This is a genomic window from Macrococcoides bohemicum, from assembly GCF_016865215.1.
Taxonomy (GTDB): Bacteria; Bacillota; Bacilli; order Staphylococcales; family Staphylococcaceae; genus Macrococcoides; species Macrococcoides bohemicum.
In genome coordinates, this window is the sequence record NZ_CP054482.1 from 556,875 (window position 1) to 581,894 (window position 25,020).

Consider the following 25,020-nt stretch of genomic DNA (forward strand, 5'->3'; position numbering starts at 1 on the left):
AAGATCACGATGAAATTAGGCGTATTCAATCCTTTATTTAATGATTTATCATTTATAGAAATGTTAGATTATGCACATAAAGCAGGTTTAGAAGCGGTTGAAGTAGGAACAGGAGGAAATCCTGGTAGTGCACATATTGATGTAGATTTACTACTGGAATCAGAAAGTGCGCGTGAAGAATATTTAGCAGAATTCTCAAAAAGAGGATTGATGATCAGTGCATTTAGTTGTCACGGTAATCCGATTTCACCAAATGAAGCTGAACGCGTTGATTCAGATAATGCTTTAAGAAAATCAATTAAACTAGCATCATTGATGAATGTTCAAGTTGTGAACTGCTTTAGTGGTACAAGTGGTGCAGATGATAATAGCAAATATCCAAACTGGCCGGTAGTGGCATGGCCAACCGAGTATAAAGATATTTATGAATGGCAATGGGAACAAAAACTTATTCCATATTGGAAAGAAATAGCGGAACTTGCAAAAGCGCATAATGTAAAGATTGGTATTGAGTTACATGGTGGATTCTTAGTGCATTCACCATACACTATGCTGAAATTACGTGAAGCTACAAATGAATATATTGGTGCAAATTTAGATCCGAGTCATATGTGGTGGCAAGGTATTGATCCCGTAGCAGCAATTAAAATTTTAGGTAAAGAGCATGCGATTCATCATTTCCATGCTAAAGATACATATATTGATCAGGATAATGTCAATATGTATGGATTGTTAGATATGCAGCCGTATGGAGATGTTCTAACACGCAGCTGGACGTTTAGAAGTGTGGGTTGTGGACATGACAAATTCGTCTGGTCAAATATGATGAGTGCATTAAGAACTTATGGCTATGATTATGTAGTCAGCATTGAACATGAAGACCCATTAATGAGTGTCGATGAAGGGTTTAGCACAGCAGTTAAGAACTTAAAAGAAGTACTAATAAAAGAAACGCCTGCAAACATGTGGTGGGCATAGGAGTGATATCATGGCAAATATTAAATTAGAACATATTAAAAAGACATATCCAGGTGGCAATACAGTCGTTAAAGATTTCAATCTTGAGATCCAGGATAAAGAATTTATCGTATTCGTTGGACCTTCAGGGTGTGGGAAATCAACAACATTAAGAATGATTGCAGGTTTAGAAGATATTACTTCAGGTGAATTTACAATTGATGGTGTAAAAATGAATGACGTTGCACCGAAAAATCGTGATATCGCAATGGTATTCCAAAATTATGCGTTATATCCACATATGACGGTATTTGATAATATGGCATTCGGTTTAAAATTAAGAAAGTTACCGAAAGATGAGATTAAACGCCGTGTACATGAAGCAGCTGAAATATTAGGACTTACAGAATATTTAAATCGTAAACCAAAAGCACTATCTGGTGGACAACGTCAAAGGGTTGCATTAGGTCGTGCAATTGTCCGTGATGCAAAAGTGTTCTTAATGGATGAACCTTTATCTAACCTGGATGCTAAATTACGTGTTCAAATGAGAGCGGAGATTTCAAAATTACATGAAAGAATTCAGACAACGACTATCTATGTAACACATGACCAGACAGAAGCGTTGACGATGGCATCACGTATTGTCGTATTAAAAGATGGAGATATTATGCAAGTTGGAACACCGCGTGAAGTATATGATCATCCAGAAAATATATTTGTAGCGGAATTTATCGGCTCACCACCAATGAATATCTTTGATGCAACACTTACTGAAAATGGTGTAGTTATCGGCAATAAAACATTTGAAGTTCCAGGTGGTATTATGAAATCTTTAAAATCTCGTGGATACGTGGGGAAAAATATTAAATTTGGTATCAGACCAGAAGATATTCATGATGAGACTTTATTTATCAATGCTTCATTAAAAACTTCATTTGATTCAACAGTGACAGTAAGTGAGTTACTTGGTTCTGAAGTGATGATCTATTCTCAATTAGAAGGACAGGAATTTATTTCTAAAGTAGATGCGCGTAATGATTTATATGCAGGAGATAAGATTACATTAGCATTTGATATGAACAAAGCACATTTCTTTGATGTAGAAACAACAGCAAGAATAAAAAATGTAAACGAGTAAAAGTGCACGAAGGAGAAAGCGATGAAAAGACAATGGTGGAAAGAAGCAGTTTGTTATCAGGTTTATCCAAGAAGTTTCAAGGATTCTAATGGTGATGGTATTGGTGATATTAATGGCATCACTGAAAAGTTAGATTACTTAAAGGCATTAGGTATAGACGTCATCTGGGTATCTCCAATCTATGATTCACCAAACGATGATAATGGGTATGATATTAGTGATTATCAAAATATTATGAGTGACTTCGGTACGATGGAAGACTTTGATCGATTATTACTTGAAACGCATCAACGTGGCATGAAACTTATTATGGATCTTGTCATTAATCATACAAGTGATGAGCATCCTTGGTTTATAGAAGCAAAGACATCAGAAAACTCAGCGTATAGAGACTGGTATATTTGGCAGGATAGTAAAGAGGGAAAAGAACCGAATAACTGGGCAAGTATCTTTGAAGGATCTGCATGGGAATATGAGCCGGTATCTGAACAATATTATTTCCATACGTTCAGTAGAAAACAACCCGATTTAAACTGGGATAATCAAGAGATGCGTTATGCAATTTATAATATGATTAACTGGTGGCTGGATAAAGGAATTGACGGGTTCAGAGTAGATGCTATCAGTCATATTAAGAAATCATTTGATAAAGGTGATATTGAAAACCCAGAAGGATTAGATTATGTTCAATCCTTTACAAGGCATATGAATCAGCCTGGCATACAGACATACCTTGAAGAATTAAAGAGAGAAACATTTGAGAAGTACGACATAATGACTGTTGGTGAAGCAAATGGTGTTACAATTGAAGACTCAAATGAGTGGGTTGGAGAAGAAGATGGCAAGTTTAATATGGTCTTCCAGTTCGAACATCTTAAACTTTGGGAGGTTCATGACAAGAAACTCAACATCTTAAAATACAAAAATGTATTGAATAACTGGCAAGTTGGACTTCATAACAGTGGATGGAATGCGCTGTTCATAGAAAATCATGATAGACCAAGAATACCATCTACATGGGGTTCTGAAGACTATCGTATGGAAAGTGCGACTGCTCATGGTGCAGTATATTTCCTTCAGCAAGGTACACCGTTTATTTACCAGGGTCAGGAAATTGGCATGACGAATTATCCGTTTACCGATATAACTGAGTTTGATGATGTACATGCGAAAAATATCTATAATGTGGATCTTGCTTCCGGTAGAGAAGCAGATGACATTATTGCCGACCTGCAACTCAATTCTAGAGATAATTCAAGAACACCGATGCAATGGGACAATAGTGAAAATGCTGGATTTACAGAAGGTACACCATGGATGAAAGTTAATCCGAACTATACTATGATTAACGTGCAGGAAGAAGAAAGAAATGAGCATTCAGTATTAAACTTTTACAAAAAAATGATTCAATTTAAAAAATCACATGATATTGTGACTTATGGTGACTTCAAATTAGTTTATGCAGAAGATGAACATGTATTTGCATATGTACGAACATTGAATAAAGAAAAGTTATATGTTATCGGAAATTTAACTGATCTGGAAGTGACATTACAATCAGAAAATATTCAATATAACTCAGAAGATATCGTTTTAAATAACTATGCAATTGAAGCACACAATGACACATCATTATCATTAAAACCATTCGAAACAAGAGTATATTATGTGAAATAAAGAAAATCCCTTGAGTTTTCAAGGGATTTTTACTATATATTATAAAAGTTATTCACCTTTCTTATGCGCAATTACTGTACTACCTTTATTCTCAGCAATTTCTTTTGCACGGGCAACTGCTTCTTTTTCGTATCGAACGTTTGAGATGCACGTTTAGAACCTTTTGTTTTCACTTTCCATGATTCGTCTTCGAAATACACTTCAACGTCATTATCCATTAAATCAACATTTTGCTGGATGTGTCGCACAAGATGATAAGGCTCAGAATGATAAAACAGAAACTACTACGAAAGATAAAAAAGAAGAAAAGTCAAAAGCTGAAAAAGCTAAAGAAAAAATTGCTGAGAATAAAAAATCTAAAAAATCTGCTGGAGAAAAAACTACAGAAAAAGTTGGAAAACCTGTAACACAAGAACCGGCAACTGTTCAAGAACCAGCGACTCAAGAGCAAGTTCAAAATAATCAACCCACAGAACAAGAAAGGATTAATTTCTGTAAGAATATTCGCGGTGGTATTCCTGAAGCATGTCAAACACCGGCGATTATTGAAGCAGGTAATAAAAAAGGAGTCATTGAACGTCAAGCTTTTGCAGATTATAATGCAGAATTAATTTCTCAAGAACAATATGATCAAAAACTTCGTGAAGCGACTGAAATTATGAACCAGGCATGGCTACAAGAATATGATGTGAATCCAGGGCAATAAAATATTTAAATCCCCTCAGTGTATATATGGGATACACTGAGTTTTCTTTCATTTGATTTATACCTCTATAGGGTATAAAATAGAGTAGAATTAATAAACCTGAAGGAGTGGAACATATGAAAAGAATAATTGCAGTAGTTGTGAGTACAGGTATTTTGTTAAGTGGCTGTGGTGCAAATGAAGAAGCGAAACATGACGAGCATGCACATATGAATCACAATAGTGAAGCTACGCCATCTAACATGAAGGTTGCACAGAATCCGAAATATAAAAAAGGTGACAAAGTCACATTAACTGAAGGTCATATGCCGGGCATGAAGAATGCAGAGGGTGTTGTAAAAGAGGTTTATACAACATACGTGTATGAGGTGAGTTATCAGCCGAAAAATGGTGATAAAAAAGTAAGTCATCATAAATGGGTGGTAAATGAAGAGTTAAAGGATGCACCGAAACCTGGTTTAAAAAAAGGAGACAAAGCTGAAATGACAGCTAATCATATGGATGGTATGAAAGGTGCAGAGGCTACAATTGATAATGTGCATAAGACTGATGTTTACGTAGTGGATTATAAAGATACAGAAACAGGTAAGACGGTTAAAGATCATAAATGGATGACTGAAGACGAGTTAAAATAATTATGTTTTATAATTCTCTGCATATGTGTTTACATATGCGGATTTTTTATATTAAATAATTAAAAATAATATTTATTCTCACACAAAATTAGTAGATAATAGAAATAATGAATAATTTGTAAAGGGGTTTACTATGAAAAAATTATTACTATTATCTATGACAGCAATGTTAGTGGCGGCTTGTGGCAACGAAGAAGATACGAAAGAAAAAGGCGCATCGTCGAACAATTGTCAGTCATGTATTTAAAGGAATTTATCTTGAGAAAATAGTAAAAAACAGCATATTTAAATTATGCTGTTTTTTATGTTGATGTATTCTATTTCGTCTAAATTGATTTTTACGATTTGTTTTCTGAAGGGATATTTTACTTCAATATTAATTTCTTTATACTTCCAATGTGTGTCTATACTTTTACCTTTGATGATTGTACCGTCTTTTAATTTTATTTCGCACGATATGTCTCTAAAATAAGATACGTAATAATGGTTGTGACTCATATAACCTTCATCAATAGCTATGTGGTCAAAAATTTGTAAGAAATCTTTCTTCATCGTTGCGATCCGTGGGATTTGTTCGATCTGGTCAGGATCGAATTCATAACCAAATTCACTGAATAATAGTTCATCATATTCATAACTAATCATTCTAAAGATATCTTCGAATACTTCTTCAAACTTTTCCGAATCTACTTTATATTTTCTTAGTGTTGCTTTGTCTTCTTCCCTTAATATCACTGTATCCATTCAATCACCTCATTTTTGATAGTATAACAAATAAATTGTATATGGAACGTGTCATTTTTAAAGTATTTCGTTATGATAATTTTAAGAGGTGAGTATATGATATATGTTATCGGAAGTATGTCTGTAGATTTAGTTGTACAGTCCAACAGGTTACCTAAGAAAGGTGAAACAATCTTAGGAGAATTCTTCTTTATGACTGAAGGGGGTAAGGGTGCGAATCAGGCTGTTAGTGCAGCGCGTCTGGGTGCAGATGTTTATATGGTAGGTTGTGTTGGTGATGATAATTTCGGAGAGATGATTGTAACGAATTTGAAAGCCAACAATGTAAACATTGATTATATTGAGCAAATTGATGACTGCGCAAGTGGGACAGCGCATATTACATTAGCGGATAATGATAATTCAATTATTGTTGTACCGAGTGCAAATAGTGAAGTTTCATTTGAGTTAGTAGATAAGGTATTTAATAGTATGGATCAGGATAGTATTATATTGCTGCAAAATGAAATTCCGAAATCCATTATTGAATATGTTATCGAAGAAAGTTATAACAAGAAGATAACGACAATTTATAATCCTGCACCATATATAGAAAACAAACCTGAATTGCTGAAGAAAGTTACGTACTTTACACCGAATGAAACGGAAGTTAAGGCGATGTTTGGTGAAGATTTTACTGATGTGATTGAAGAATATCCAAATCAAATGATTGTGACACTCGGAGAACAAGGAGCGACGTATTTCGATAGTGAATTTATTAATATTCCAGGTATGAAATCAAAAGTTATAGATACGACGGGCGCTGGCGATACATTCAACGGTGCTCTGGCTGTAGGTATAAGTGAAGGTATGTCTTTAAAAGAAGCTGTACAATTTGCGAATCAGGCAGCTGGTCTTTCTGTTGGAGGATTAGGAGCACAAGGTGGTATGCCGTATAGAAATGAAATAGAATGAAAATAAAAAAGCAACAGTGAAAGTAATTGTTCATCTTTCACTGGTGTTTTGTCGTTCAATAAATGCTTCGTATTCTTTTTTAAATTTCAAATCTGTTCTAATTATCCCTATCGAATAGCCACCCAACATTAAGCTTAACAAGGTCATGAGAAATATATCGTAATGTTGGATATATAAATAAATACAAGAAACACTACCAAACACTAACAAGCTAACTGAGAAAACTAAGCAGAATTTTTCATACTTCAGTCGATATGAATATTTTTGACTTTCATTATCAAAATCATCGTATTTTATTTTTGCTTCCGGCCAAATGAAAAGGAGATAACCAAACATTAATAATAAAATAAAAATAATTTCTAGTGGATGAAGATGACCATTATCCGTTAAAAATACATATAACAAAAATGCGGTGAAAAGAGAGAAGTAAATATAATTTTTTATTAAATATTGCTTCAAATCGTCTTTCCTTCTTTCATTTCACGACGAAACTCATAATAGCGTAGCCATTTGAACAGGACATACAATATAAAGATAATGATTGCCGTGTAATGCACTTCGCTATCTGGAATATTTGGTGGTGAGAAATGCACTACAATATATCCAAGAGATAATATAATTGCCAGGACTGCACTATATGTGAGGCAGTCTTTTAAATACCACTGAGCAACGAGCCAGTCTTTAGCATTATTGGTTTCCAGATATCTTTTAATTTGTGTAATCGTATCTGCATAGCAAATTAATAACATCATCGTAAATGCATAGACTGCAAATAAAGTATATTTCGGATAATATATAAAGAATAATACAAAAGCTACAATGATAAGAGCAATCATACTCGTAATATAAAATTTTTTATTGTGTTTAATATACCACGATATCATGTCACCACCCCTTTGTTCAATATACTTATTATAAACCACAAATTAGGAAAGTTGAAGAAAATGGTATATATTTTCCGGGAAATTTTATGATTAATTGATGGAACTGTTATAAAATGAATTTAATGAAGGTAGGTGTGCTTATGAAGTGTTTAATTATTGGATCAACTGTTGCTGATATTATGATTTATATGGATAAATTACCGACGAGTCAAGGTGATGAACATATTAAAAAGCAGATGATGGCAGTAGGTGGGTGTGCGTTTAACGTTGTTAATGTATTGCATCGGATGGGAGTAGATTATACTTTTATATCGCCAGTAGGAACAGGTATGTATGGTGATTTTGTGAAGAAAGAATTGAATCGTTTAGGGATACAAAGTGAAATACATCTGAGTGGTGCGAATGGATGCTGTTATTGTTTCGTTGAAGAAAATGGTGACAGAACATTCTTGTCCCATCATGGCGTGGAGTATTCATTTAATCCGGAATGGGTAACGGATTTAGATATAACTTCATTTGATTATATTTATGTGTGTGGATTGGAGATTGAAGAAATAGATGGTGATAAGATTATAGATGTATTAAAGCATGTAACTGGTCAAATTATCTTCTGTCCTGGACCACGAGGTAAATTAATTAAACAGAGGAAGATGGAAGCACTCTACGCGTTGTCACCGATTATCCATTTAAATGATCAGGAAATAAAAGAGTTGACAGGGTTAGAAAATTTAGAAGAAGCGCTACAAAAAATGTATGACTGGACGCATAACACAGTTATTGTGACGACTGGTGCAGACGGTGCAATTTATTATGATGGTCAAATGCACAGTGTAACAGGATATAAAGCTACAGTGGTTGATACAATTGGCGCTGGAGATAGTCATACTGGTGGTGTAATAGCAGCATTAAGTATCGGGAAAACAATACATGAAGCAGTTGATTTTGCGAACCTGGTATCGAGTAAAGTGGTTGGTGTGAATGGAGTGCATTTAGAAGAAGGAATATACGAAGAGCTTCGACAATCTTTGAGAAGATAAAATCAAAAATGTATTGTTATTTTCTGTAAAACAGAGTATCGTTTAGTTATATTGAATTACAATATGAATTTTATTCGTATAACTAATAACTTATTTCCTAAAGGAGATTTCTATGAAAAAATTAATTTGTGCAATAGCCGCGAGTGCATTACTTTTAACTCCAATGAACGATGCGGATGCAAAGCGTTACACGACGATAAGAGTGCATACAGTGCAGTCGAATGATACTGTCACTTCAATTGCTAAGAAATATAATATTACGCCTGCAAACGTTAAGAAGTGGAATGCATTAGTTCTTGATGCAACGTACCCTGGAGATCACTTGGTTACATCTAATCCGAATAAGACTAAACCTATTTATAAACGCAGTGTGCCAAGCAAAGATGTAATGGTTCAATGGTTCTACGATCGTATGGGTAAGACACGTTATCAATCTTATGCAGGACGATGGGGTAAAGATACTTGGGATTGTTCGAGTGCTGTTTACGCAGCAATGATTGAAGCGGGTTACTTACCAAAGCAGACAGTACTTGGTGATACCACAACGATGTTTGCTCAGGAGAATCGTTTGTTTATACCGATAAAGAAAAAAGATGTGCGTTACGGAGATATATTCGTATTAGGTAGTAAGGTGAATAGTCGGGGTGCATTGGGTCATACGGGTGTAATTCTGAATAAGAATCAGATCATCCACATGGGCTATAAAACTGCATATGACAATGGCATCATGATTACAGGTTATCAAGGATTTGCTGAAAAACCTGGTGTTCCAACGTATTATTATCGTATTAATGAAGATTTTGTTAAAAAGATAAAAGCTAAAGACGTATTTGAAAATAGTTTAGGTAAACCAGTATTTAAATATAAATTGCCCTCAAGATAATCATCTTGAAGGCATTTTTTTATTCTCCGGCACCCGTATTCACAAGTGCGAATGGATATACAGCTTTTGCATGAACTAAAAGTTTTGAAGCGACGACTGTCATTGTCCAGCGGGAATTGACGGTATCGTCAATGAGTAGTATGTGTTTGTCTTCTATTAAATCTTCGTTTTGAATAGCAATGGTTTCCTCTACATTTCGTTCCTGCACAATTGAGTTATGCATTTCGCTTTGTTTGTTACCCGGCTTTATTTTTACGACTGCATCGATATATTCGATATGGTTAGACTCAGCTACAGCTTGTGCAAGTTTGTTAGTGAGCTTAGGTCGTCTAAGACTTGGAACTGCTACAATAGCATCAATCTGATGTTCTAGTATCATGTCTTTAAGGAATTGACTGATCTGTGTTGTCGTCTGTTCTGAGAACTGATTGATATCGCGTTCATACATAAATTTACGACCAACTGGTGAGTATGCATCGGTTGTATACGTCCATCCTGTTTTAAATTGTAATGATTCATCAATCTTTTTATTATTCGACCAGCGTTTACGTGGTGAGATTTCTCCGTGTAGTTTATTCTTATACTGGCTTGCGATAGATATCATTGGATGATTTTTATCTATGGTTATGAATTCACGATTTCTGCAATGTGCACAAATACCACACTTTTCCTGTTTGTCTGGTGCATCAAGTTCATCGGCGATATACTTCATATAACAACCGTCGTAATTGATAAATCGCTTTAAATGCTCGAGTTCCTGTAAACGTGTTACGTTTAACTGCTGCTGTAATTGTGCATTCTCTTCAGCATTAAAGTGTTTATCTGGATTAATGACGTATTTTCGCTTATCCATTAATATATATTCATGGACGAATAAGTATTTAAGTACCGACCCAAGCTTTGTGACATTCATATTAAAGTGAGGCAGAATATCGTTTCTGGACATACCTTCAGGATGCTGGCTAATGAGTGTTAATATTTCAGATAGTAATTTTGGGTCTTTATTCGCACCTTCTATAAATGCGTTGATGATAGCTTCATCTTCATCACCATGAAGCAGAATTGCAAGTGCAGGTTTACCATTACGTCCTGCACGTCCAATCTGCTGATAATATGAGATTAAGTTTTGTGGCAGCTGGAAATGAATAACGAATCCGATATTTGATTTATCGTACCCCATACCAAGCTTCACTGTCGCAACAATCACTCTGAAGTCACCGTTATGAAATGCTTCAAGTGTAGCCTCTGTAGTATCTTCACCGAATTCATTCTGCATACCTGAATAATAAGGTGCGGCCGAGATCCCTTGTTCAATTAAGAACTGTGCAACAGATTCACACTCTTTCTTTGTAAGACAATAGATGATACCTTGTTCTTTGTTCAGAAAAGGATGCTCTGAGAGTGAAGCTGCTAAGAAAGCAAGTCGTTCCGCTTTCGATTGCGCTGGATTCACTTGAATCGAAATATTAGAACGGATTAAATCACCACGGAATACCTGGAGATTTCCCAGTTGCGATTTAATATCTTCAATGACACGGTCGTTTGCTGTTGCAGTTGTACCAAGAATTGCGATTGAGTCTGGTAAATCTTTAACGAGGTTCACAATACGCTGATAATCAGGTCTGAAGTCATGCCCCCAGTCTGAAATAGAGTGTGCTTCGTCTACTACAATAAGCTCGATATCATTCACTTGTGATAATGCTTCAATAAATCTTGCATCAGATAATTTCTCGGGAGAAACGATAATGGCATCAACCGCACTGAGACGAGCATAAATATCATCCCATTCATCTTTGTTGTTACTATTGATCGTAACGACATCTAAACCGAGTTTAGCAGCAGCATCAATTTGGTTATGCATTAAAGCAAGTAAAGGACTGATGATAACAGCTGGACCACTACCATTTTCTCTTAATAACTTAGTAGCGATGAAGTATACAATCGATTTCCCCCAGCCCGTCTTTTGAATCACCAGCGTCTTCTGTTTATTTACTACCGCTAATATCGCTTCCAGTTGACCTTCTCGAAAGTTAGCTTCAGCTCCGTATGTTTCATGTAACATCTCTATCGCGCGCTGTTTGAAATCCATTTGGGTGACCTCCGTAGTTAATGATATTTATATTATAACATTTGTGATATTTGATTTTGTTTACGAAGAGCTGGTACTGCTATTGTTAGCCTTATCATTTGAACAGGTTTATAATGTAATTAAATGGAGGCGATAAAATATGAAGAAGTTAATGAAAGACAAAACGCAATTTGTAAGTGACATGTTAAAAGGAATAGCACTTGCTGACAAAGCACATGAAGTAATTGCTGATTCAGTTATCGTAAGAAAAGAACGTAAAGAAAAAGGTGTTGCATTAGTTTCAGGAGGAGGAAGCGGTCATGAACCTGCACATGCGGGTTATGTTGCTGAAGGAATGTTAGATGCAGCAGTATGTGGCGAAATATTTACATCTCCTACACCGGATAAGATTTTAGAGGCGATTAAAGCAGTTGCAACGGCTGAAGGTGTGCTACTGATTGTAAAAAATTATGCCGGTGACGTTATGAACTTCGAAATGGCGATGGAACTTGCTGAAATGGAAGGCATTAAAGTAGATCGTGTGATAGTAGCAGATGATATTGCAATCGATAATAAAGAGCAACGTCGCGGTGTAGCTGGTACAGTATTTGTGCATAAAGTTGCAGGTTATTATGCTTATCAAGGATTGGCGTTAGAAGAAGTTAAAGAAAAAGTAGAAGCGATATTATCAAATATGGCGACGATCGGTATGGCAATAGAACCTTGTATGGTACCAACAACTGGGCAATATGGATTTGATCTCGCTGATGATGAAATGGAAATTGGTATTGGTATTCACGGTGAGAAAGGTATTTATCGTGAAAAAATTGAATCAATTGATTTGATTATCGCAAGAATGATGAAAGAGATAGAAGGTCAGTTAGATTTTAATGATTCAATTGTTATGCTTAATGGTATGGGCGGTACACCGGATAGCGAGCTAAGTGTTACTGCATATTATTTAAATCAATACTTTGAAGCACAAGGAAAAACGATTAAGAAACTTTATGTAGGTAACTTTATGACTGCACTCGATATGCAGGGATTTTCTATTACTGTACTGAAATACGATGAAGCACTATTAACAGCATTAGAAAGTGAAACAGAGAGTAAATATTTTAACTAGGAGTGGGTATGATGGATGCACAAAGATTGACTGAAGTATTAAAAGGATTATTATCTCAATTCGAGCAAAATGAGACGAAGTTAACGCATTTAGACCGTGAAATAGGTGACGGGGATCACGGTGTTAATATGCTGCGAGGATTTAAAGCAGTAGATAAGAAGTTATCAGGAGATACAGTACCGGATGTATTAAAATCATGTGGTATGACATTGATGAGTGCTGTTGGTGGTGCATCAGGGCCATTATACGGATTTTCATTTGTAAAGATGTCTCAAGTTGCAGAAGATGAAATTACAAAAGAAAATATCGGAAAATTAATCAATGAATTTGCTGAAGCGGTAAAAGCACGCGGAAAGGTTGAAGGTGGGGAAAAGACGATGTATGACGTATTGAGACCCGTTAGTGAAGCGATTCAAACCGGTAATATTCCGACAAGTGCTGAGTTACAACAATTTGCTGAAGATACGAAAGATATTGAAGCGACGAAAGGCCGTGCTGCATACTTTAAAGAAAAATCAAAAGGTGTCATCGACCCAGGCGCTCAAAGTGCAGTGTATATTTTAGACACATTACTTGAGGAGGTACGTTAATGGAAATACTGGTAGTGAGTCATAGTCATGAAATCGCACAAGGTATTAAAGCATTGCTTGAGCAGATGGCTGATGGTGTTGCAATTAAAGTTACTGGCGGTATTGATAGTGACATTGGTACTTCGATTGATAATATCAATGTGTTATTTGAAAGTGTGACAGACGATGCACTATGTTTCTATGATATCGGATCAAGTAAGATGAACATTGAAATGGCTTTAGAATTAGGTGATTATCCAAACATTGAAATCGCACACTATCCAATCGTAGAAGGTGCATTTTTAGCTGCTGTTGAAAGCAAGATTGGTAAATCTAAAGATGAAATATTAAAAAGTTTAGAAGATAATTTTAAAATGAAAGCATAACTTGATTGATACTATTTACGTATACTTTACGTATTTCAGGGTATAGTTAACTATCAAAAAATGGAGGCGATGAAGATGTCAAATGTTGATAAAGATACAACAAGTAACAGACGTGAAGTCATGCCAGAATCAGTTATTGATGGTGAAATGAACGAGAAGGTTAAAGAACAACTTGAATTACAGCCTGGTGAGAAGAAGGTAAGTAAAGAAGATCAAGATAAATAATGAGTAGACGTCCTGAAAAGGGCGTTTTCTTTTTTATAGTCAATATACATATATATCAATTTAATGTATAATGATGGAAGTAAACGAGAGATGAGTGATGAAATGAAACGTGTATTAATCAGTTTAGGTGTGATATTTTTATTATCGATAGCAGCGTTTTTTGTAGTGCATAATATGCAGAAAGAACAATCTATTGTCGCAACGAAAGACATAAAAAAGATAAAAGATGCTTATCAATATTACGATGAAGCTAAATTACATGTTGATGAACTTGCAATGGAACAATTGGATGATTTATCAATGCGTAATGATTTCTTTAAATTAAAAGATGGTAGCTATTTTAATTTAAGAACATATATGGGAAACAAAGTTGGTTACATCATGAATAGTTACTTAACATTTGATAAAACTGGGAAGACAAAAGTGGCGTTCCCGAAGGTTATCAGTCATCAATATAAGATAAATAATAAAATTATAGATAATACCTGGTCGATTAATACACCAGCAGGTAAACTTGATTATCAATCTGGTGCTATTGATAGAAGTGATGATCCAGTTAATGTCTTTATAGAGAGTGAAGATGGTAAGCGTGGCGTACTAATGGATAAAAGTCTGAAGAAAGATGTGACGTTTATCGGAAATAACGGTGAATGGCTGGATGCAGCGAACAATCGTATCGGTACTGACGCACCTTTAAGAAAGTATAATGACCCACAAACAGCAGCAAGTGCAGTATTGAAACAAATGACAATACCGGGTCAACTTGTTGCAAAGTTGAGTAATGGTGAAGTAACCTTCTTCTTTTACAGAAATAAATATGGTCCTGCCGATGAATATACGGTGATTCCTGTATTAAATGATAATACAGCAGGTATCTATCATAAATTTACGCTTGCAGGATTTAATGAATCGATTATCGATTATGATTTCAAATATGCTGTAAAAGGTAATGAATATCATATTATTTTCAATGATGACTTCGAACATGCAGATAAGTTTAAACATAAAAAGCTCAGCGATAATATCATTATCGCTGTGAAATAAAGTGAATCACTTCTATTGTGAAGTGGTTTTTCTTTTGTTCATTGCAATTTGAAGTTCTTCTTTCTCCATGAAGTAACGCACACCATATCCGAATACACCTCCGGCAGGCAGGAAAATAAGCATATAATATGGAGTAGCGAATAAATCAGGTAAGTGTTTGAAATAAATGATTGTGCCATAAATGATGAAAATTATTAAACTCTCAACGACATTGTTACGAAAGTTAACCATATTTGCTTTATGAATCGCTATTTTGTTTGCGGGATCTATCATTTTAGTTTTATACTCAGCAAATAATTGTCTTACAGATGTAAAGTAATAAAGAATCATAAACGAAAGTAATATGAGATCTTTATATATTCCGATATTAATCATCCATATCATTAAGGCGAGATAGAATAATGAGAACATGAGGATTTTAAAAGAAATCTTTTTAGTCATAACGCACCTCTTTTACTTTTTATGTATATTATATCTTGAAATGGTTATAAAAGGAAGAGTGATAGTTTTCAACTTATTGCATTTGTTGTAAATTAGTACTCACTATATGGTGCATCGTGTGGTGTGCTCAAGATTCTGAACCTGGAACAAACAAATGGGGACCAAATCCGAAAGAAATAAGGCAAGATAGATACTACAATCCTTATCAGCAAAATAATCCGTATCGCAGATGATACGGGTCTTTTTTATTACATTTTAGTATGATAAATATAAAATGATAAGGGGAGAATAACATGGGAGATCAAAATATAAACAAAGAAGTAATTCACCCTAGTTTTGCAAATACGCATAATGACTCTGACGTATTTGAAGAAAATGAAAGATATATTCATTACCACACACCGAGCCAGCTCGTTAAATATTATGCTAATTACTTTCAATATAAAGTGATGCCGGATGTTGATATATTTATGACAGACTTTGAAACGCAAAAGACATTTCATGAACAACGTGGACAAAAACACGCACTGTTTATATTTCCGGAGAATGAAGTGCTGAATGATGCGTTGCAGGAGAAAGCAAAGGCTTTAGGATTTACTGTTGAAAAGATGGAACTTTATTTGTTGAAAGAGATGCCTAAAACAAAAGATACAGAGATTGAAGTTGTTCAAGTATTAAACAATGATGATGTATTCCTAGATTTTCTTCAAGTTTGTCGTGAGGGGGAATTAGAGTATGGTGAGGATTTTGCTAATCTTAAAGAGAGAACGCATCGACGTGATTTATTAAATCTGCAAATTCTGCAGTTTGTTGGTTATCAGCATGGATTTCCAGCTGGTAAAGTTGAAGCGATAGAAAGCACGCAGTATGTGGAACTAGATGACTTCTATGTGCTGGATGCGATGCGTAAGCAGGGCGTTGGAACAGCATTACAACAAGTAATATGGCATTATGCAGAACAAGTTGGTAAACAAGTCATCTTAATTGCTGACGGTAACGATTCATTGAGAGAAATGTATCAAAGACAAGGGTACGAGTTAGTGAGTGGACGTTATGAATTGTTAAGAGTGCCGTCAGCGGATAAGTGAACAGTGTTATTGCGTGATCCATGGCCGATAAATTGAATTTATCGTCCATAAATATAACGTGTAAATATAATTATTTTTAGCTAAGATAATCATAAGATGGAGTGATGGTATAATCTTCTTTAATGGAAAGACATTTAAAGAAAGACTAGCATCTGGATAACGAAATGCTCTTTACCAACTTTAAGACCTAGTGTGTCATATTTCTTTGTTAATAATTTGCTGTTGAACTTTTTATGTTCATAGTATTTTGCTAATGCCATTATCGCAGGATCAGCTTGTTTCGCAGTGACACTTTTTGTTACTTTCATACCATTTACCGTTACGTTAGAGTTTTTTAACACACGTTTGAAATCTTTATCCAGTACGAATTTGCGGCTGTAACCTGTGTAACCATTCTATTTGTAATAAGGTGCAACAGTCTTCGTTGATGACTTCACAGGTGTCTTAGCATCAGCGACAGCAGGTGATAGTCCAAGTAGAAGTGTCGAAGCAATTCCGACTTTTAATAAATTTTTCATAAAACATTCCTTCTTTCTTTTAATATAAGACGAAAACTGTAAAAATATAGAGAATTTTTGAAATTTAAGGTAAATTTAAGGTTTATAGAATGACCTTTTAACTGTTTGTATTACGTCATCAGGGGTAAATACATCTTAATAAAGTTTTGGGATTTGAGGAGAAAGAGATGAAGAAAGTATTAATCGTGTTATGGTTCATGTTAATATTCTTACTTGCAGCATGTGGTGGATTGAAGCAAGAACTAGATGGTAATCAGTATATTGCCAAGGTTGGTTCAAAAAGTAACTTCACTACAATGGGATATATGACATTCAACGATGATAAAGTAATCTTTTCATCAGATGAAAGTAAGGTGACGCGTAAAGGCTTAGTTTCTTATGAGGAGAATGAGTTGACCATAAAACTTGCTGGGAATCCGATTTATAAAGACGGTGTGATGAAACTAAAGGATATTAAAGAAATTGATAAAGGGTTAGAAGCGGAATTTGAGGTATATTCAACGAACAAGAAAGAAAATAAAGAGAAGATGTATATTAAGCTGATAGCGCATGAAAAATAATCCCTACTTAACATATACCAATGCAATTAACTAAATAAAAATTAATTATACCTCTACCAATCTTGGTGGAGTTTTTTTAAGGTAATTTTAAGGTTCACTGCTTCTATTCAATGCTAGAATAATATAAAAGGAGTGGTTATTTATGGAAAGAGAAATGTCGATGAAAGATGCTGTCATCAGTTTCTGGGTGAACGGATTTAAATTTAACGGACGTTCACGTCGAAAAGAGTATTGGTTATCTGGTTTAGGGCACTTATTAATATTTTTATTAGTGGGTGCGATATTTTTAGTTTTAGATATTATTACGCAGGAAAAATTCAATCTTGATGATATTTATAATTTTATTATAGGCGATCTATTTTACTGGGTAGCATTCATTCCGGGTATGGCACTAGGCTGTCGCAGATTACAAGATATTAATGTTAATGGTATTTACTGCATCATTTTTTCAGTATTATCAATACCATTTACCATCCTAGGTTATTACTATTCAGTCGATGAATTATTCTCATTCAATGGACCTATGGTTATATTTATTCTCGTTCTGAACGTGCTTATTTTCATTTTTGCAATTGTATTATTTATTATGGCTTGTATCGAAGGTACACGTGGTCCAAATAAATATGGTGAAGATCCAAAATACATAGACTAATAAGGTCTGGTGAAAAATTGAAATAGAGGAGTGGTAACATGGAGGCTTATATCAAATTCTGGGAAAATACTTTTAATTTCAAAGGTCGTTCAAACAAAACTGAATTTAATATGGGATTCTGGCCACACATTTTATGTATTATCTTAGTGTTTACGATTGGTCCGATGCTTGGATTACCGAAATTAGGATTTAATTTGAAGAAGCCTTTGTTTGAAATGTTATTCGATTTAAACTGGCAGTTATATCATCTTTTGATTGTAGTCGTATTTTTAATTCCGCTCATCTCATTAATGATGCGTAGATGTAATGATTTAAAGATTGAGGGTATTCATGCGATGCTAATTGGATTTTTTCCAGTATGTTATACATTCTATATTTTATTATTTGCGATTATGGGGCAAGGTTTGCCTGGTGATGTGATATGGGTAGAAATAATATTTTATGTTATTTTACTGCTGCCATTTATTTATCTAGTTTATATGTTATTTATTTTTTCATTGAAGACAGGTAGTAAATAGTAGTTTTTATTAATTGTAAATATTTTGTAAATAAGCCTTTGGACTGAGGGTAATAAAGAAATAATTTGTGTATAATGAAATCGAATACAAAATTAACCTTGGAGGTTTAGACCATGAAAAAATTATTACCTGTAGTGCTTGGTGCAACGCTAGTGTCATCCCTAATTGGCGGAGAAGCAAATGCTGCTTTAAAGAAGCCAGTAACAGTTTGGAAGGTAAGTAATACTGCTGGGTTTGTGGATGTGGATGCAGCAAAGAATAGTACGGTTTATATTTATAAAGGTGGTAAATCTTTAGGTAAAGCAAAAGCTGGTGATTATGGTAGTGCTACTGTTGCGATTCAACCTCAGAAAAAAGGTAATGTGTTACGCATATTCTATAAGACAGCTAAAGGTATAAAAAGTCCCGAAACGAAAATAACTGTAACGGGTAACTATAAAAAGAAAAAGCAATTAGCAGTGAAGAAATTTACTTTAGCAGAACGTTATGCAATTACCAATGATTTTGTGAAATGGGCATCGCTGAAAGGGAAGCAAGAACGTAAAGCTGTGACGACTAAATTCTTTGATCATGGTGCTGCAGGAAAAGGTGATTGGTTTGCTGGAACACCTCATGGTCATTTGCAGGTGCAGGATTTTAATAATCCAGGCTATTATGCATTTGGGTTACACGCTATCGGAGGCGTAGCTTTCTATAGTCCTAAAGATAATCTGTACGGTTACTCTAAAGACGGATATAACACGTCTACAGCAGAGGGCTATTTTAACATTGCTAAACCTAAGACTTATGTTACAAAATATGTGTTAGGTGATAACGGCGTAGTTTATGAGCTTAAGAAAAAACGTGAACATATGAGTTTCTCAGCTGGATTTGGTGAATATAATAATAAAGGTTATGGGAGCACATTTACACCAGGCAAAGGTTACAATATGATTGTTTCAAAAGATCAAGCAGCACAAGCTAAACTTAAATCAATTATGAAAAAATATCAATAATGAAGACACGCACAACCATCAAGGTTGTGCGTGTTTATTTTATATTTGATTGATTTTTAATGTCTTTAAGCAGTTCAATCATTTCTTGATTTTGTCTAATGATATATTTTGTATTTTGACGCGTGTTGTAAATATGTGATAATACAAAACCTATGATTAAAGCAGGCAGCAAATACATAAGGATGTATAGGATGGACATTACAGTTACTCCAATCCACTCCATTAGTATTTATCCTTACTATTTTGCTTCAACAAAGCGATGATTTCTTCATTCTGTACAATAATCTTCTCTGAATTTAATTTCGTTCTGTAACCATCCAACAGAATAAGGAAAATAATAATCATTGGAATAAGTCCTGCGAGTGCTATCCCGAATGAGCCGATGAAATCCATATGAACACCACTTTCTACATTTTTATTTCATTATAACATAAAATGTATATTTAGTAGTTTGTAGCCTGTACAAAGAATTTCGAATGTTTATAGTGATACGTAATCTTTGAGAAATCAAATGGCTCACCTGTTGCTAGATAGACAACTTGTTCTAAAAACAGAGCAGGATTACCTTGTTTCAGTTCAAGTTTCTTAGCATCAATGTCATTGAGTTCATCAATATGCATATAAATATCAGCAAAACTAATATTAAATTTTAAAGCATCTGTTAAGTAATTAAAGATGGATCCTTCAGCAATCTCATTGTTCAAATATGGTACAAGTTTAACCGGGAAGTAAGACACTTCAATACATAAAATACCATTATCGATTCTTCGCAGGCGTTCTACGTAATAAACTTCTTCATTCCCTTCCAGATGAAGATTCATTTTTACTTCGTCATCTGCTTTAATTCTATCTAATTTAAGAACTTCAGATGTAATATTGAATTCCTTTAAATCAGCAGTAAATCCTCTATTCGTCAGCAAACTGACATATCCTTCACGACGTTGACGTCTCACAAATATCCCGCTTCCACGCTGCTGAAATATTGCACCACGTTTCTCAAGTGTATCGAGCGCTTTCGTGATGGTGCTTTTAGAAACATTATGTTCTTTCATCAGCTGATCTAAACTTGGTAATTTTGTACCTTGTTCTAATTTATTGTCATGTATATATTGTTCGATTGAGTTTGCAATAATTTCGTATTTATTCATAATAAATGCCTCGCTTCTTTATTCTATCTTAATTATATCGTTTTTTTAATTGTATGACACTTGCTAAATTGTACCGGTATAATTATAATGTGTATATATAATATGAACTAACCTGGAGGCTGTTATGACTAAATTAAATAAAGATTTTTTATGGGGTGGCGCACTAGCTGCACATCAATTTGAAGGTGGCTGGAACAAAGGGGGCAAAGGTCCATCGGTTGTTGACGTATTAACAGCAGGCGCACATGGTGTACCACGTAGAATTACCGATAAAGTTGAAGATAATGAATTTTATCCGAATCATGAGGCGATTGATTTCTATTCAAATTATAAACAAGATATTGCGATGTTTGCTGAAATGGGACTAAAAGTATTACGCACTTCAATTGGATGGACGCGTATTTTTCCTAAAGGCGATGAGTTAGAGCCGAATGAAGAAGGGCTTCAATTCTATGATGACGTATTTGATGAATTATTAAAGCATCATATTAAACCTGTCATTACTTTAAGTCATTTTGAAATTCCATTACATTTAGCCCATGAGTATGGTGGCTTTAGAAGTCGTAAAGTTGTTGAATGTTTCGTTCGTTTTGCAGAAGTGGTGTTTGAACGATATAAAGATAAAGTTGAATACTGGATGACATTCAACGAAATCAATAACCAGATGGACGTAGGAAATCCTTTATTCTTATGGACGAATGCAGGTATTCGCGTAGAAGAAGATGAAGATGCTCGTACAGTGATGTATCAATCAGCCCATCACCAGTTACTAGCTAGTGCTTTAGCAGTTCAGGCGGGTCGTAAGATTAATCCGGACTTTAAAATCGGTGCGATGGTATCGCATGTTCCGGTCTATCCATATTCATGTAATCCAAAGGATATTATGGCAGCTGAAATTGCAAACCGTGAACGTTTCTTCTTCCCAGATGTACAGGTAAGAGGTAAGTATCCTGCTTATGCATTAAAAGAATTAGAACGTTTAGGTGTTTCATTACCGATTGAACCAGGTGATGAAGAGATATTAGCACAAGGGACAGTAGACTATTTAGCATTTAGTTACTATATGTCAACGACAGTGAAGCATGATGCGGTTTCAGATCCAACAAGCATTTTAAACGGTGGACTTAAAGGTGGCATTGATAATCCATATTTGAAATCTTCTGATTGGGGCTGGACAATCGATCCTATTGGATTACGATATGTATTAAATACACTTTATAACAGATATCAAATCCCGCTATTTATTGTAGAAAATGGATTTGGAGCGATTGATACGGTTGAAGCAGATGGATCAATTAATGATGATACACGTATTGAATACTTCCGTTCACATATTGAAGCAGTTAAGGATGCTGTAATAGAAGATGGTGTAGAATTACTTGGATACACACCTTGGGGTATTATTGACGTTGTATCATTTACGACAGGTGAAATGAAAAAACGTTACGGAATGATCTATGTTGATCGTGACAACGAAGGTAAAGGCACAATGAAACGTAGTAAGAAGAAATCATTCGACTGGTACAAAAAAGTGATCGCAACAAATGGTGAAGAACTATAATTAAAACAATAAGGAGTGTGTATTTATGGCTAAAGATATTAAATTAATTGCTTTAGATTGTGATGGAACATTAATAGCTGATGATAGAACGATTACAGAAAGAACGAAAAAAGTGCTGATGAAAGCTCAAGATCAAGGTATAAAAGTAGCACTTGTATCAGGACGCCCGAGAACAGGGTTTAAATTTGAGATAGAACAGTTAGCGCTTGATAAACATCATGGCATAATAGGTGCTTACAATGGCGGTATGGTTATAGATATTGAAACGAATGAAGTGAAATATAAACAGTCATTAACGAATCAGGACGCGAAAGATTTTCTGAAGGCAATAGCGCATTTAAACATTATCCACATCGTTGATAATGGTACAGATTTATATGCAAATAACGCAGATAATCAATATGTAATTCATGAATACCGCGATCATGGACTGAATTTTAATCTCACACATGATTTACATGAAACACTTGATTTTGATCCAATGAAGATTTTACTTACAGCAGATCCTTCCCATATTGATGAAATTGATGAAGAAATATTGGAAATCTGTGGTGATACATTTGGTGCAATCCGTTCAACACCATTTTATTTAGAGATTACTGCTAAAGGTGTAAATAAATCGAGTGCATTGGATCATATTTGCGAAGGATTAAATATTGCTAAAGACAATGTCATTGCATTTGGTGATCAATTAAACGATATGGAAATGGTTCAAGATGCAGGCATCGGTGTTGCCATGGGAAATGCTCATCCGAATCTAAAACAGGTTGCTGATATTGTAACGGATGATAATAATAACGATGGTATCGCAAAAGTACTGGAAGAGATACTTGATTTATAGTTTTTGTGATGAAGGGCGTGCGAGAGTACGCCTTTTTTTATTTGATTATTTTTCAGTCTTTTCTGATAATTACTTTTACTTTATTTTAACAAGATGTATAATATTGTTAATAAGGTTGAAAGAGGTGAATTGAATGGGAGAAGCATATAGGAGATTTTGGAATCTTACATTTGTAAATGACGAACGAGATAAACGATTTCAATTTTGGTCGTCTATATTAATTCAGTTCATTTTATTAATCGCTTTTACAGGAATATTTGTATTTTTATTTACGAATCGGTTTCTTTTATCATTAGTATGCTTACCTTTATTTTTAGTTGGATTTACTGTAATCGTATGGCCAGTAACAAGTGCTGTAATACGAAGAGTGAATGATGTTGGTACTAATTCATTTTTGTTTAAGCGCATGAAATTTTTGTATTCTATTTTGGTATTAGTTGGAGCGATAATTTATTTATTAAGAATATTTTTTAACATTCAGCTAATAGGAATGGGTCATTTCAATACATATGCGATGGTTGTATTTTTAAGTTATATCATTTTTTTGTTATGGTATTGCACGTTGCCGAGTAATAGATATAATACCTAATTAGCCGATGAGAGGTGCAACTTGATTAAATTATATAAAAGATTTTTACTTCAAAGTTTTGATTACAATATTAGAGAAGATAGGAAAGAATTCTGGCCACCTTTTTTGATACATATCCTATTAAGCTTTATAGCTTTTTTCATCTTTATTAAACAAGATAATTTTGCGGGTGATATTACAGATTCTATATTTGTATTTATTCTAATCCTAATATTTACAATGACTCCGGTATACAGTGCAATTAACAGAAGAGTAAACGATGTAGGTAGCGATTCTAAAATTAAAAGGATATTTGATATTTTTTATTTAATATTGTCTGCGATAGTGATGATAATTGGAATCTATTATTTAAATAAGTCACATGTTAATGAAGATAACATGTTTATTTTATTTGCATTGACTACCTATTTTGGTATTAAGATCATATTTATATTATGGTATTGCACATTACCATCAAACTTTTACAAATCTAATCATGAATTGAATCACTCATAATATTTTCAGTCTTTTCTGATAATTATATTTACTTTTTTTTAAGAGGTTGTATAATATTGTTAATACAACAAAAAGAGGTGGGTTAAATGTTAGACACATACAAAAGGTTCTGGTCGCTCACATTCAATAATGAAGAAAGGGATAACAGATATCAGTTCTGGATACCGTTTTTATTAAATATAGCTTTATTATTTTTGCTGACTTTTTCAATCCCTTGGATAGAGAAAATTGAATATAATATTTTGTTCTTACCAGTAATAATCATATTATTTTTAATACTCAGTATGCCGATGTTATCTGCAGTCACTCGAAGAATAAATGATGTTGGAAAAGATAATCAATATTATAAATATGCTATGGGAATATGGAAAATTTTTATCGGTATCATGTGTATTATTATTTTGGCAAAGTATATGTTTGAAATTAAATTCAACCTTTTAGAGTCTGAACTTTTTATTAATACTTATTTCGCTATAGTTATAATTGCTTTTGTATGCTACGCCCTTCTTCCAACGAATTATTTTAATAAGAATAACATTAAAAATCACATAGTTTAGTTTGATGGATAATCATAATAA

General features: G+C 34.2%; 34 protein-coding genes. 22 read left to right on the top strand and 12 right to left on the bottom strand.

What is annotated here, in order from left to right; translation table 11 throughout:
• Positions 1-9: 9 nt before the first annotated feature.
• Genes HT586_RS02910 through HT586_RS02920 form a run of 3 tightly spaced genes read left to right on the top strand, consistent with a single transcriptional unit; the run spans position 10 to position 3,775 of the window.
• The gene (locus tag HT586_RS02910; RefSeq protein WP_188018318.1) at positions 10-978 is read left to right on the top strand and encodes a sugar phosphate isomerase/epimerase family protein; all 969 of its coding nucleotides are present in this window, start codon (positions 10-12) and stop codon (positions 976-978) included.
• 10 nt (positions 979-988) lie between these two features.
• On the top strand, positions 989-2,098 hold the full coding sequence (locus HT586_RS02915; RefSeq protein WP_203546217.1) for an ABC transporter ATP-binding protein: 1,110 nt from the start codon (positions 989-991) through the stop codon (positions 2,096-2,098).
• A gap of 21 nt (positions 2,099-2,119) precedes the next feature.
• Complete coding sequence (locus HT586_RS02920; RefSeq protein ID WP_203546218.1) at positions 2,120-3,775, top strand: glycoside hydrolase family 13 protein; 1,656 nt, start codon at positions 2,120-2,122, stop codon at positions 3,773-3,775.
• Positions 3,776-3,846: 71 nt separating this feature from the next.
• Here the strand turns inward: HT586_RS02920 and HT586_RS02925 are convergent, their stop codons facing one another.
• A complete protein-coding gene (locus HT586_RS02925) occupies positions 3,847-3,993 on the bottom strand; it encodes a DUF2188 domain-containing protein (protein WP_238999306.1) in 147 nt (48 codons plus the stop codon).
• Here HT586_RS02925 and HT586_RS02930 point away from each other — a divergent pair.
• Together HT586_RS02930 and HT586_RS02935 are read left to right on the top strand one after the other, a co-directional pair.
• Positions 3,954-4,481, top strand: coding sequence for a hypothetical protein (locus HT586_RS02930; RefSeq protein WP_203546219.1), 528 nt, complete (start codon positions 3,954-3,956; stop codon positions 4,479-4,481). The genes HT586_RS02925 and HT586_RS02930 overlap by 40 nt on opposite strands.
• 116 nt (positions 4,482-4,597) lie before the next feature.
• Positions 4,598-5,116, top strand: coding sequence for a YdhK family protein (locus HT586_RS02935; RefSeq protein WP_203546220.1), 519 nt, complete (start codon positions 4,598-4,600; stop codon positions 5,114-5,116).
• A 285-nt stretch (positions 5,117-5,401) separates the two neighbouring features.
• On the opposite strand, the gene HT586_RS02940 is transcribed toward HT586_RS02935, so the two are convergent.
• Positions 5,402-5,860, bottom strand: a complete 459-nt coding sequence (locus HT586_RS02940) for a hypothetical protein (protein ID WP_203546221.1) — start codon at positions 5,858-5,860, stop codon at positions 5,402-5,404.
• A 96-nt stretch (positions 5,861-5,956) separates the two neighbouring features.
• Here HT586_RS02940 and rbsK point away from each other — a divergent pair, with 96 nt between their 5' ends.
• A complete protein-coding gene (rbsK, locus tag HT586_RS02945) occupies positions 5,957-6,814 on the top strand; it encodes a ribokinase (protein WP_203546222.1) in 858 nt (285 codons plus the stop codon).
• Positions 6,815-6,844: 30 nt separating this feature from the next.
• On the opposite strand, the gene HT586_RS02950 is transcribed toward rbsK, so the two are convergent.
• Together HT586_RS02950 and HT586_RS02955 are read right to left on the bottom strand one after the other, a co-directional pair.
• Positions 6,845-7,273: a hypothetical protein gene (locus tag HT586_RS02950; protein ID WP_203546223.1), complete on the bottom strand. Its 429-nt coding sequence runs from the start codon at positions 7,271-7,273 to the stop codon at positions 6,845-6,847.
• Positions 7,270-7,698: a hypothetical protein gene (locus tag HT586_RS02955; protein ID WP_203546224.1), complete on the bottom strand. Its 429-nt coding sequence runs from the start codon at positions 7,696-7,698 to the stop codon at positions 7,270-7,272. The genes HT586_RS02950 and HT586_RS02955 overlap by 4 nt, the downstream gene beginning before the upstream one ends.
• A gap of 140 nt (positions 7,699-7,838) precedes the next feature.
• Between HT586_RS02955 and HT586_RS02960 the strand changes: the two genes are divergently transcribed.
• Positions 7,839-8,735 carry a carbohydrate kinase family protein gene (locus tag HT586_RS02960; RefSeq protein WP_203546225.1) on the top strand — a complete coding sequence of 299 codons (897 nt, stop codon included), beginning with the start codon at positions 7,839-7,841 and terminating at the stop codon, positions 8,733-8,735.
• Between the two features lie 112 nt (positions 8,736-8,847).
• Complete coding sequence (locus tag HT586_RS02965) at positions 8,848-9,618, top strand: LysM peptidoglycan-binding domain-containing protein (protein ID WP_203546226.1); 771 nt, start codon at positions 8,848-8,850, stop codon at positions 9,616-9,618.
• Positions 9,619-9,637: 19 nt separating this feature from the next.
• Here HT586_RS02965 and HT586_RS02970 read toward each other — a convergent pair whose 3' ends face one another.
• Positions 9,638-11,707: a RecQ family ATP-dependent DNA helicase gene (locus HT586_RS02970; RefSeq protein ID WP_203546228.1), complete on the bottom strand. Its 2,070-nt coding sequence runs from the start codon at positions 11,705-11,707 to the stop codon at positions 9,638-9,640.
• Positions 11,708-11,846: 139 nt separating this feature from the next.
• On the opposite strand from HT586_RS02970, the gene dhaK reads away from it, so the two are divergent.
• The 5 genes from dhaK to HT586_RS02995 all read left to right on the top strand — a co-directional run bounded on the left by dhaK (position 11,847) and on the right by HT586_RS02995 (position 15,036).
• Complete coding sequence (gene dhaK / locus HT586_RS02975) at positions 11,847-12,812, top strand: dihydroxyacetone kinase subunit DhaK (RefSeq protein ID WP_203546230.1); 966 nt, start codon at positions 11,847-11,849, stop codon at positions 12,810-12,812.
• Between the two features lie 11 nt (positions 12,813-12,823).
• A complete protein-coding gene (gene dhaL, locus HT586_RS02980; protein ID WP_203546232.1) occupies positions 12,824-13,402 on the top strand; it encodes a dihydroxyacetone kinase subunit DhaL in 579 nt (192 codons plus the stop codon).
• A complete protein-coding gene (gene dhaM / locus HT586_RS02985; protein ID WP_203546234.1) occupies positions 13,402-13,767 on the top strand; it encodes a dihydroxyacetone kinase phosphoryl donor subunit DhaM in 366 nt (121 codons plus the stop codon). The genes dhaL and dhaM overlap by 1 nt, the downstream gene beginning before the upstream one ends.
• A gap of 75 nt (positions 13,768-13,842) precedes the next feature.
• Entirely contained in the window at positions 13,843-13,992 is a 150-nt protein-coding gene (locus tag HT586_RS02990) for a hypothetical protein (RefSeq protein WP_203546236.1), read from the top strand.
• Between the two features lie 102 nt (positions 13,993-14,094).
• Entirely contained in the window at positions 14,095-15,036 is a 942-nt protein-coding gene (locus tag HT586_RS02995; protein WP_203546237.1) for a hypothetical protein, read from the top strand.
• A gap of 12 nt (positions 15,037-15,048) precedes the next feature.
• On the opposite strand, the gene HT586_RS03000 is transcribed toward HT586_RS02995, so the two are convergent.
• Positions 15,049-15,477 carry a hypothetical protein gene (locus tag HT586_RS03000; RefSeq protein ID WP_203546239.1) on the bottom strand — a complete coding sequence of 143 codons (429 nt, stop codon included), beginning with the start codon at positions 15,475-15,477 and terminating at the stop codon, positions 15,049-15,051.
• Positions 15,478-15,770: 293 nt separating this feature from the next.
• Here HT586_RS03000 and HT586_RS03005 point away from each other — a divergent pair, with 293 nt between their 5' ends.
• Positions 15,771-16,565 (top strand): GNAT family N-acetyltransferase, encoded by a 795-nt coding sequence (locus HT586_RS03005; protein ID WP_203546244.1) that lies wholly within the window; start codon positions 15,771-15,773, stop codon positions 16,563-16,565.
• A 134-nt stretch (positions 16,566-16,699) separates the two neighbouring features.
• Here HT586_RS03005 and HT586_RS03010 read toward each other — a convergent pair whose 3' ends face one another.
• Positions 16,700-16,873 carry a hypothetical protein gene (locus HT586_RS03010; protein ID WP_203546245.1) on the bottom strand — a complete coding sequence of 58 codons (174 nt, stop codon included), beginning with the start codon at positions 16,871-16,873 and terminating at the stop codon, positions 16,700-16,702.
• Between the two features lie 87 nt (positions 16,874-16,960).
• Positions 16,961-17,083, bottom strand: a complete 123-nt coding sequence (locus HT586_RS12505; RefSeq protein WP_269152466.1) for a hypothetical protein — start codon at positions 17,081-17,083, stop codon at positions 16,961-16,963.
• 167 nt (positions 17,084-17,250) lie between these two features.
• Between HT586_RS12505 and HT586_RS03015 the strand changes: the two genes are divergently transcribed.
• The 4 genes from HT586_RS03015 to HT586_RS03030 all read left to right on the top strand — a co-directional run bounded on the left by HT586_RS03015 (position 17,251) and on the right by HT586_RS03030 (position 19,808).
• A complete protein-coding gene (locus tag HT586_RS03015; RefSeq protein WP_203546246.1) occupies positions 17,251-17,643 on the top strand; it encodes a hypothetical protein in 393 nt (130 codons plus the stop codon).
• A 142-nt stretch (positions 17,644-17,785) separates the two neighbouring features.
• Positions 17,786-18,295, top strand: a complete 510-nt coding sequence (locus tag HT586_RS03020) for a DUF805 domain-containing protein (RefSeq protein ID WP_203546247.1) — start codon at positions 17,786-17,788, stop codon at positions 18,293-18,295.
• Positions 18,296-18,333: 38 nt separating this feature from the next.
• Positions 18,334-18,813 (top strand): DUF805 domain-containing protein, encoded by a 480-nt coding sequence (locus HT586_RS03025; RefSeq protein WP_203546248.1) that lies wholly within the window; start codon positions 18,334-18,336, stop codon positions 18,811-18,813.
• Positions 18,814-18,926: 113 nt separating this feature from the next.
• The gene (locus HT586_RS03030) at positions 18,927-19,808 is read left to right on the top strand and encodes an Ig-like domain-containing protein (protein ID WP_096077240.1); all 882 of its coding nucleotides are present in this window, start codon (positions 18,927-18,929) and stop codon (positions 19,806-19,808) included.
• A gap of 34 nt (positions 19,809-19,842) precedes the next feature.
• Here the strand turns inward: HT586_RS03030 and HT586_RS03035 are convergent, their stop codons facing one another.
• The 3 genes from HT586_RS03035 to HT586_RS03045 are packed head-to-tail and all read right to left on the bottom strand — an operon-like array spanning position 19,843 to position 20,956.
• Positions 19,843-20,007: a hypothetical protein gene (locus HT586_RS03035; protein ID WP_203546250.1), complete on the bottom strand. Its 165-nt coding sequence runs from the start codon at positions 20,005-20,007 to the stop codon at positions 19,843-19,845.
• 23 nt (positions 20,008-20,030) lie between these two features.
• On the bottom strand, positions 20,031-20,201 hold the full coding sequence (locus tag HT586_RS03040) for a hypothetical protein (protein WP_203546251.1): 171 nt from the start codon (positions 20,199-20,201) through the stop codon (positions 20,031-20,033).
• 50 nt (positions 20,202-20,251) lie between these two features.
• Positions 20,252-20,956 carry a GntR family transcriptional regulator gene (locus HT586_RS03045; protein ID WP_203546253.1) on the bottom strand — a complete coding sequence of 235 codons (705 nt, stop codon included), beginning with the start codon at positions 20,954-20,956 and terminating at the stop codon, positions 20,252-20,254.
• Between the two features lie 124 nt (positions 20,957-21,080).
• On the opposite strand from HT586_RS03045, the gene HT586_RS03050 reads away from it, so the two are divergent.
• Positions 21,081-22,517 carry a 6-phospho-beta-glucosidase gene (locus tag HT586_RS03050; RefSeq protein ID WP_203546258.1) on the top strand — a complete coding sequence of 479 codons (1,437 nt, stop codon included), beginning with the start codon at positions 21,081-21,083 and terminating at the stop codon, positions 22,515-22,517.
• Positions 22,518-22,542: 25 nt separating this feature from the next.
• The gene (locus HT586_RS03055; protein WP_203546260.1) at positions 22,543-23,358 is read left to right on the top strand and encodes a Cof-type HAD-IIB family hydrolase; all 816 of its coding nucleotides are present in this window, start codon (positions 22,543-22,545) and stop codon (positions 23,356-23,358) included.
• Positions 23,359-23,580: 222 nt separating this feature from the next.
• Here the strand turns inward: HT586_RS03055 and HT586_RS12395 are convergent, their stop codons facing one another.
• Positions 23,581-23,766, bottom strand: a complete 186-nt coding sequence (locus tag HT586_RS12395; protein WP_238999308.1) for a hypothetical protein — start codon at positions 23,764-23,766, stop codon at positions 23,581-23,583.
• Between the two features lie 202 nt (positions 23,767-23,968).
• Here HT586_RS12395 and HT586_RS12585 point away from each other — a divergent pair, with 202 nt between their 5' ends.
• Entirely contained in the window at positions 23,969-24,442 is a 474-nt protein-coding gene (locus HT586_RS12585) for a DUF805 domain-containing protein (RefSeq protein WP_203546263.1), read from the top strand.
• 86 nt (positions 24,443-24,528) lie between these two features.
• The gene (locus HT586_RS03070) at positions 24,529-24,999 is read left to right on the top strand and encodes a DUF805 domain-containing protein (protein WP_203546265.1); all 471 of its coding nucleotides are present in this window, start codon (positions 24,529-24,531) and stop codon (positions 24,997-24,999) included.
• Positions 25,000-25,020: the final 21 nt, after the last annotated feature.

Coding starts and splice junctions, on each gene's coding strand:
- HT586_RS03050 (WP_203546258.1), top strand. CDS start 21,081: ATGACTAAATTAAATAAAGATTTTTTATGGGGTGGCGCACTAGCTGCA.
- HT586_RS03070 (WP_203546265.1), top strand. CDS start 24,529: ATGTTAGACACATACAAAAGGTTCTGGTCGCTCACATTCAATAATGAA.
- HT586_RS02970 (WP_203546228.1), bottom strand. CDS start 11,707: ATGGATTTCAAACAGCGCGCGATAGAGATGTTACATGAAACATACGGA.
- HT586_RS03020 (WP_203546247.1), top strand. CDS start 17,786: ATGGAAAGAGAAATGTCGATGAAAGATGCTGTCATCAGTTTCTGGGTG.
- HT586_RS03000 (WP_203546239.1), bottom strand. CDS start 15,477: ATGACTAAAAAGATTTCTTTTAAAATCCTCATGTTCTCATTATTCTAT.
- HT586_RS03025 (WP_203546248.1), top strand. CDS start 18,334: ATGGAGGCTTATATCAAATTCTGGGAAAATACTTTTAATTTCAAAGGT.
- dhaM (WP_203546234.1), top strand. CDS start 13,402: ATGGAAATACTGGTAGTGAGTCATAGTCATGAAATCGCACAAGGTATT.
- HT586_RS03030 (WP_096077240.1), top strand. CDS start 18,927: ATGAAAAAATTATTACCTGTAGTGCTTGGTGCAACGCTAGTGTCATCC.
- dhaK (WP_203546230.1), top strand. CDS start 11,847: ATGAAGAAGTTAATGAAAGACAAAACGCAATTTGTAAGTGACATGTTA.
- HT586_RS02960 (WP_203546225.1), top strand. CDS start 7,839: ATGAAGTGTTTAATTATTGGATCAACTGTTGCTGATATTATGATTTAT.
- HT586_RS03055 (WP_203546260.1), top strand. CDS start 22,543: ATGGCTAAAGATATTAAATTAATTGCTTTAGATTGTGATGGAACATTA.
- HT586_RS02930 (WP_203546219.1), top strand. CDS start 3,954: ATGATTCGTCTTCGAAATACACTTCAACGTCATTATCCATTAAATCAA.
- HT586_RS03015 (WP_203546246.1), top strand. CDS start 17,251: ATGAAGAAAGTATTAATCGTGTTATGGTTCATGTTAATATTCTTACTT.
- HT586_RS02965 (WP_203546226.1), top strand. CDS start 8,848: ATGAAAAAATTAATTTGTGCAATAGCCGCGAGTGCATTACTTTTAACT.
- HT586_RS02955 (WP_203546224.1), bottom strand. CDS start 7,698: ATGATATCGTGGTATATTAAACACAATAAAAAATTTTATATTACGAGT.
- HT586_RS02910 (WP_188018318.1), top strand. CDS start 10: ATGAAATTAGGCGTATTCAATCCTTTATTTAATGATTTATCATTTATA.
- HT586_RS02925 (WP_238999306.1), bottom strand. CDS start 3,993: ATGGATAATGACGTTGAAGTGTATTTCGAAGACGAATCATGGAAAGTG.
- dhaL (WP_203546232.1), top strand. CDS start 12,824: ATGGATGCACAAAGATTGACTGAAGTATTAAAAGGATTATTATCTCAA.
- HT586_RS03010 (WP_203546245.1), bottom strand. CDS start 16,873: ATGAAAGTAACAAAAAGTGTCACTGCGAAACAAGCTGATCCTGCGATA.
- rbsK (WP_203546222.1), top strand. CDS start 5,957: ATGATATATGTTATCGGAAGTATGTCTGTAGATTTAGTTGTACAGTCC.
- HT586_RS02995 (WP_203546237.1), top strand. CDS start 14,095: ATGAAACGTGTATTAATCAGTTTAGGTGTGATATTTTTATTATCGATA.
- HT586_RS02940 (WP_203546221.1), bottom strand. CDS start 5,860: ATGGATACAGTGATATTAAGGGAAGAAGACAAAGCAACACTAAGAAAA.
- HT586_RS02990 (WP_203546236.1), top strand. CDS start 13,843: ATGTCAAATGTTGATAAAGATACAACAAGTAACAGACGTGAAGTCATG.
- HT586_RS03005 (WP_203546244.1), top strand. CDS start 15,771: ATGGGAGATCAAAATATAAACAAAGAAGTAATTCACCCTAGTTTTGCA.
- HT586_RS03040 (WP_203546251.1), bottom strand. CDS start 20,201: ATGGATTTCATCGGCTCATTCGGGATAGCACTCGCAGGACTTATTCCA.
- HT586_RS02935 (WP_203546220.1), top strand. CDS start 4,598: ATGAAAAGAATAATTGCAGTAGTTGTGAGTACAGGTATTTTGTTAAGT.
- HT586_RS03035 (WP_203546250.1), bottom strand. CDS start 20,007: ATGTCCATCCTATACATCCTTATGTATTTGCTGCCTGCTTTAATCATA.
- HT586_RS02915 (WP_203546217.1), top strand. CDS start 989: ATGGCAAATATTAAATTAGAACATATTAAAAAGACATATCCAGGTGGC.
- HT586_RS12395 (WP_238999308.1), bottom strand. CDS start 23,766: ATGCGCTTAAACAAAAATGAATTAGTACCAACATCATTCACTCTTCGT.
- HT586_RS12505 (WP_269152466.1), bottom strand. CDS start 17,083: ATGAAAAATTTATTAAAAGTCGGAATTGCTTCGACACTTCTACTTGGA.
- HT586_RS03045 (WP_203546253.1), bottom strand. CDS start 20,956: ATGAATAAATACGAAATTATTGCAAACTCAATCGAACAATATATACAT.
- HT586_RS02920 (WP_203546218.1), top strand. CDS start 2,120: ATGAAAAGACAATGGTGGAAAGAAGCAGTTTGTTATCAGGTTTATCCA.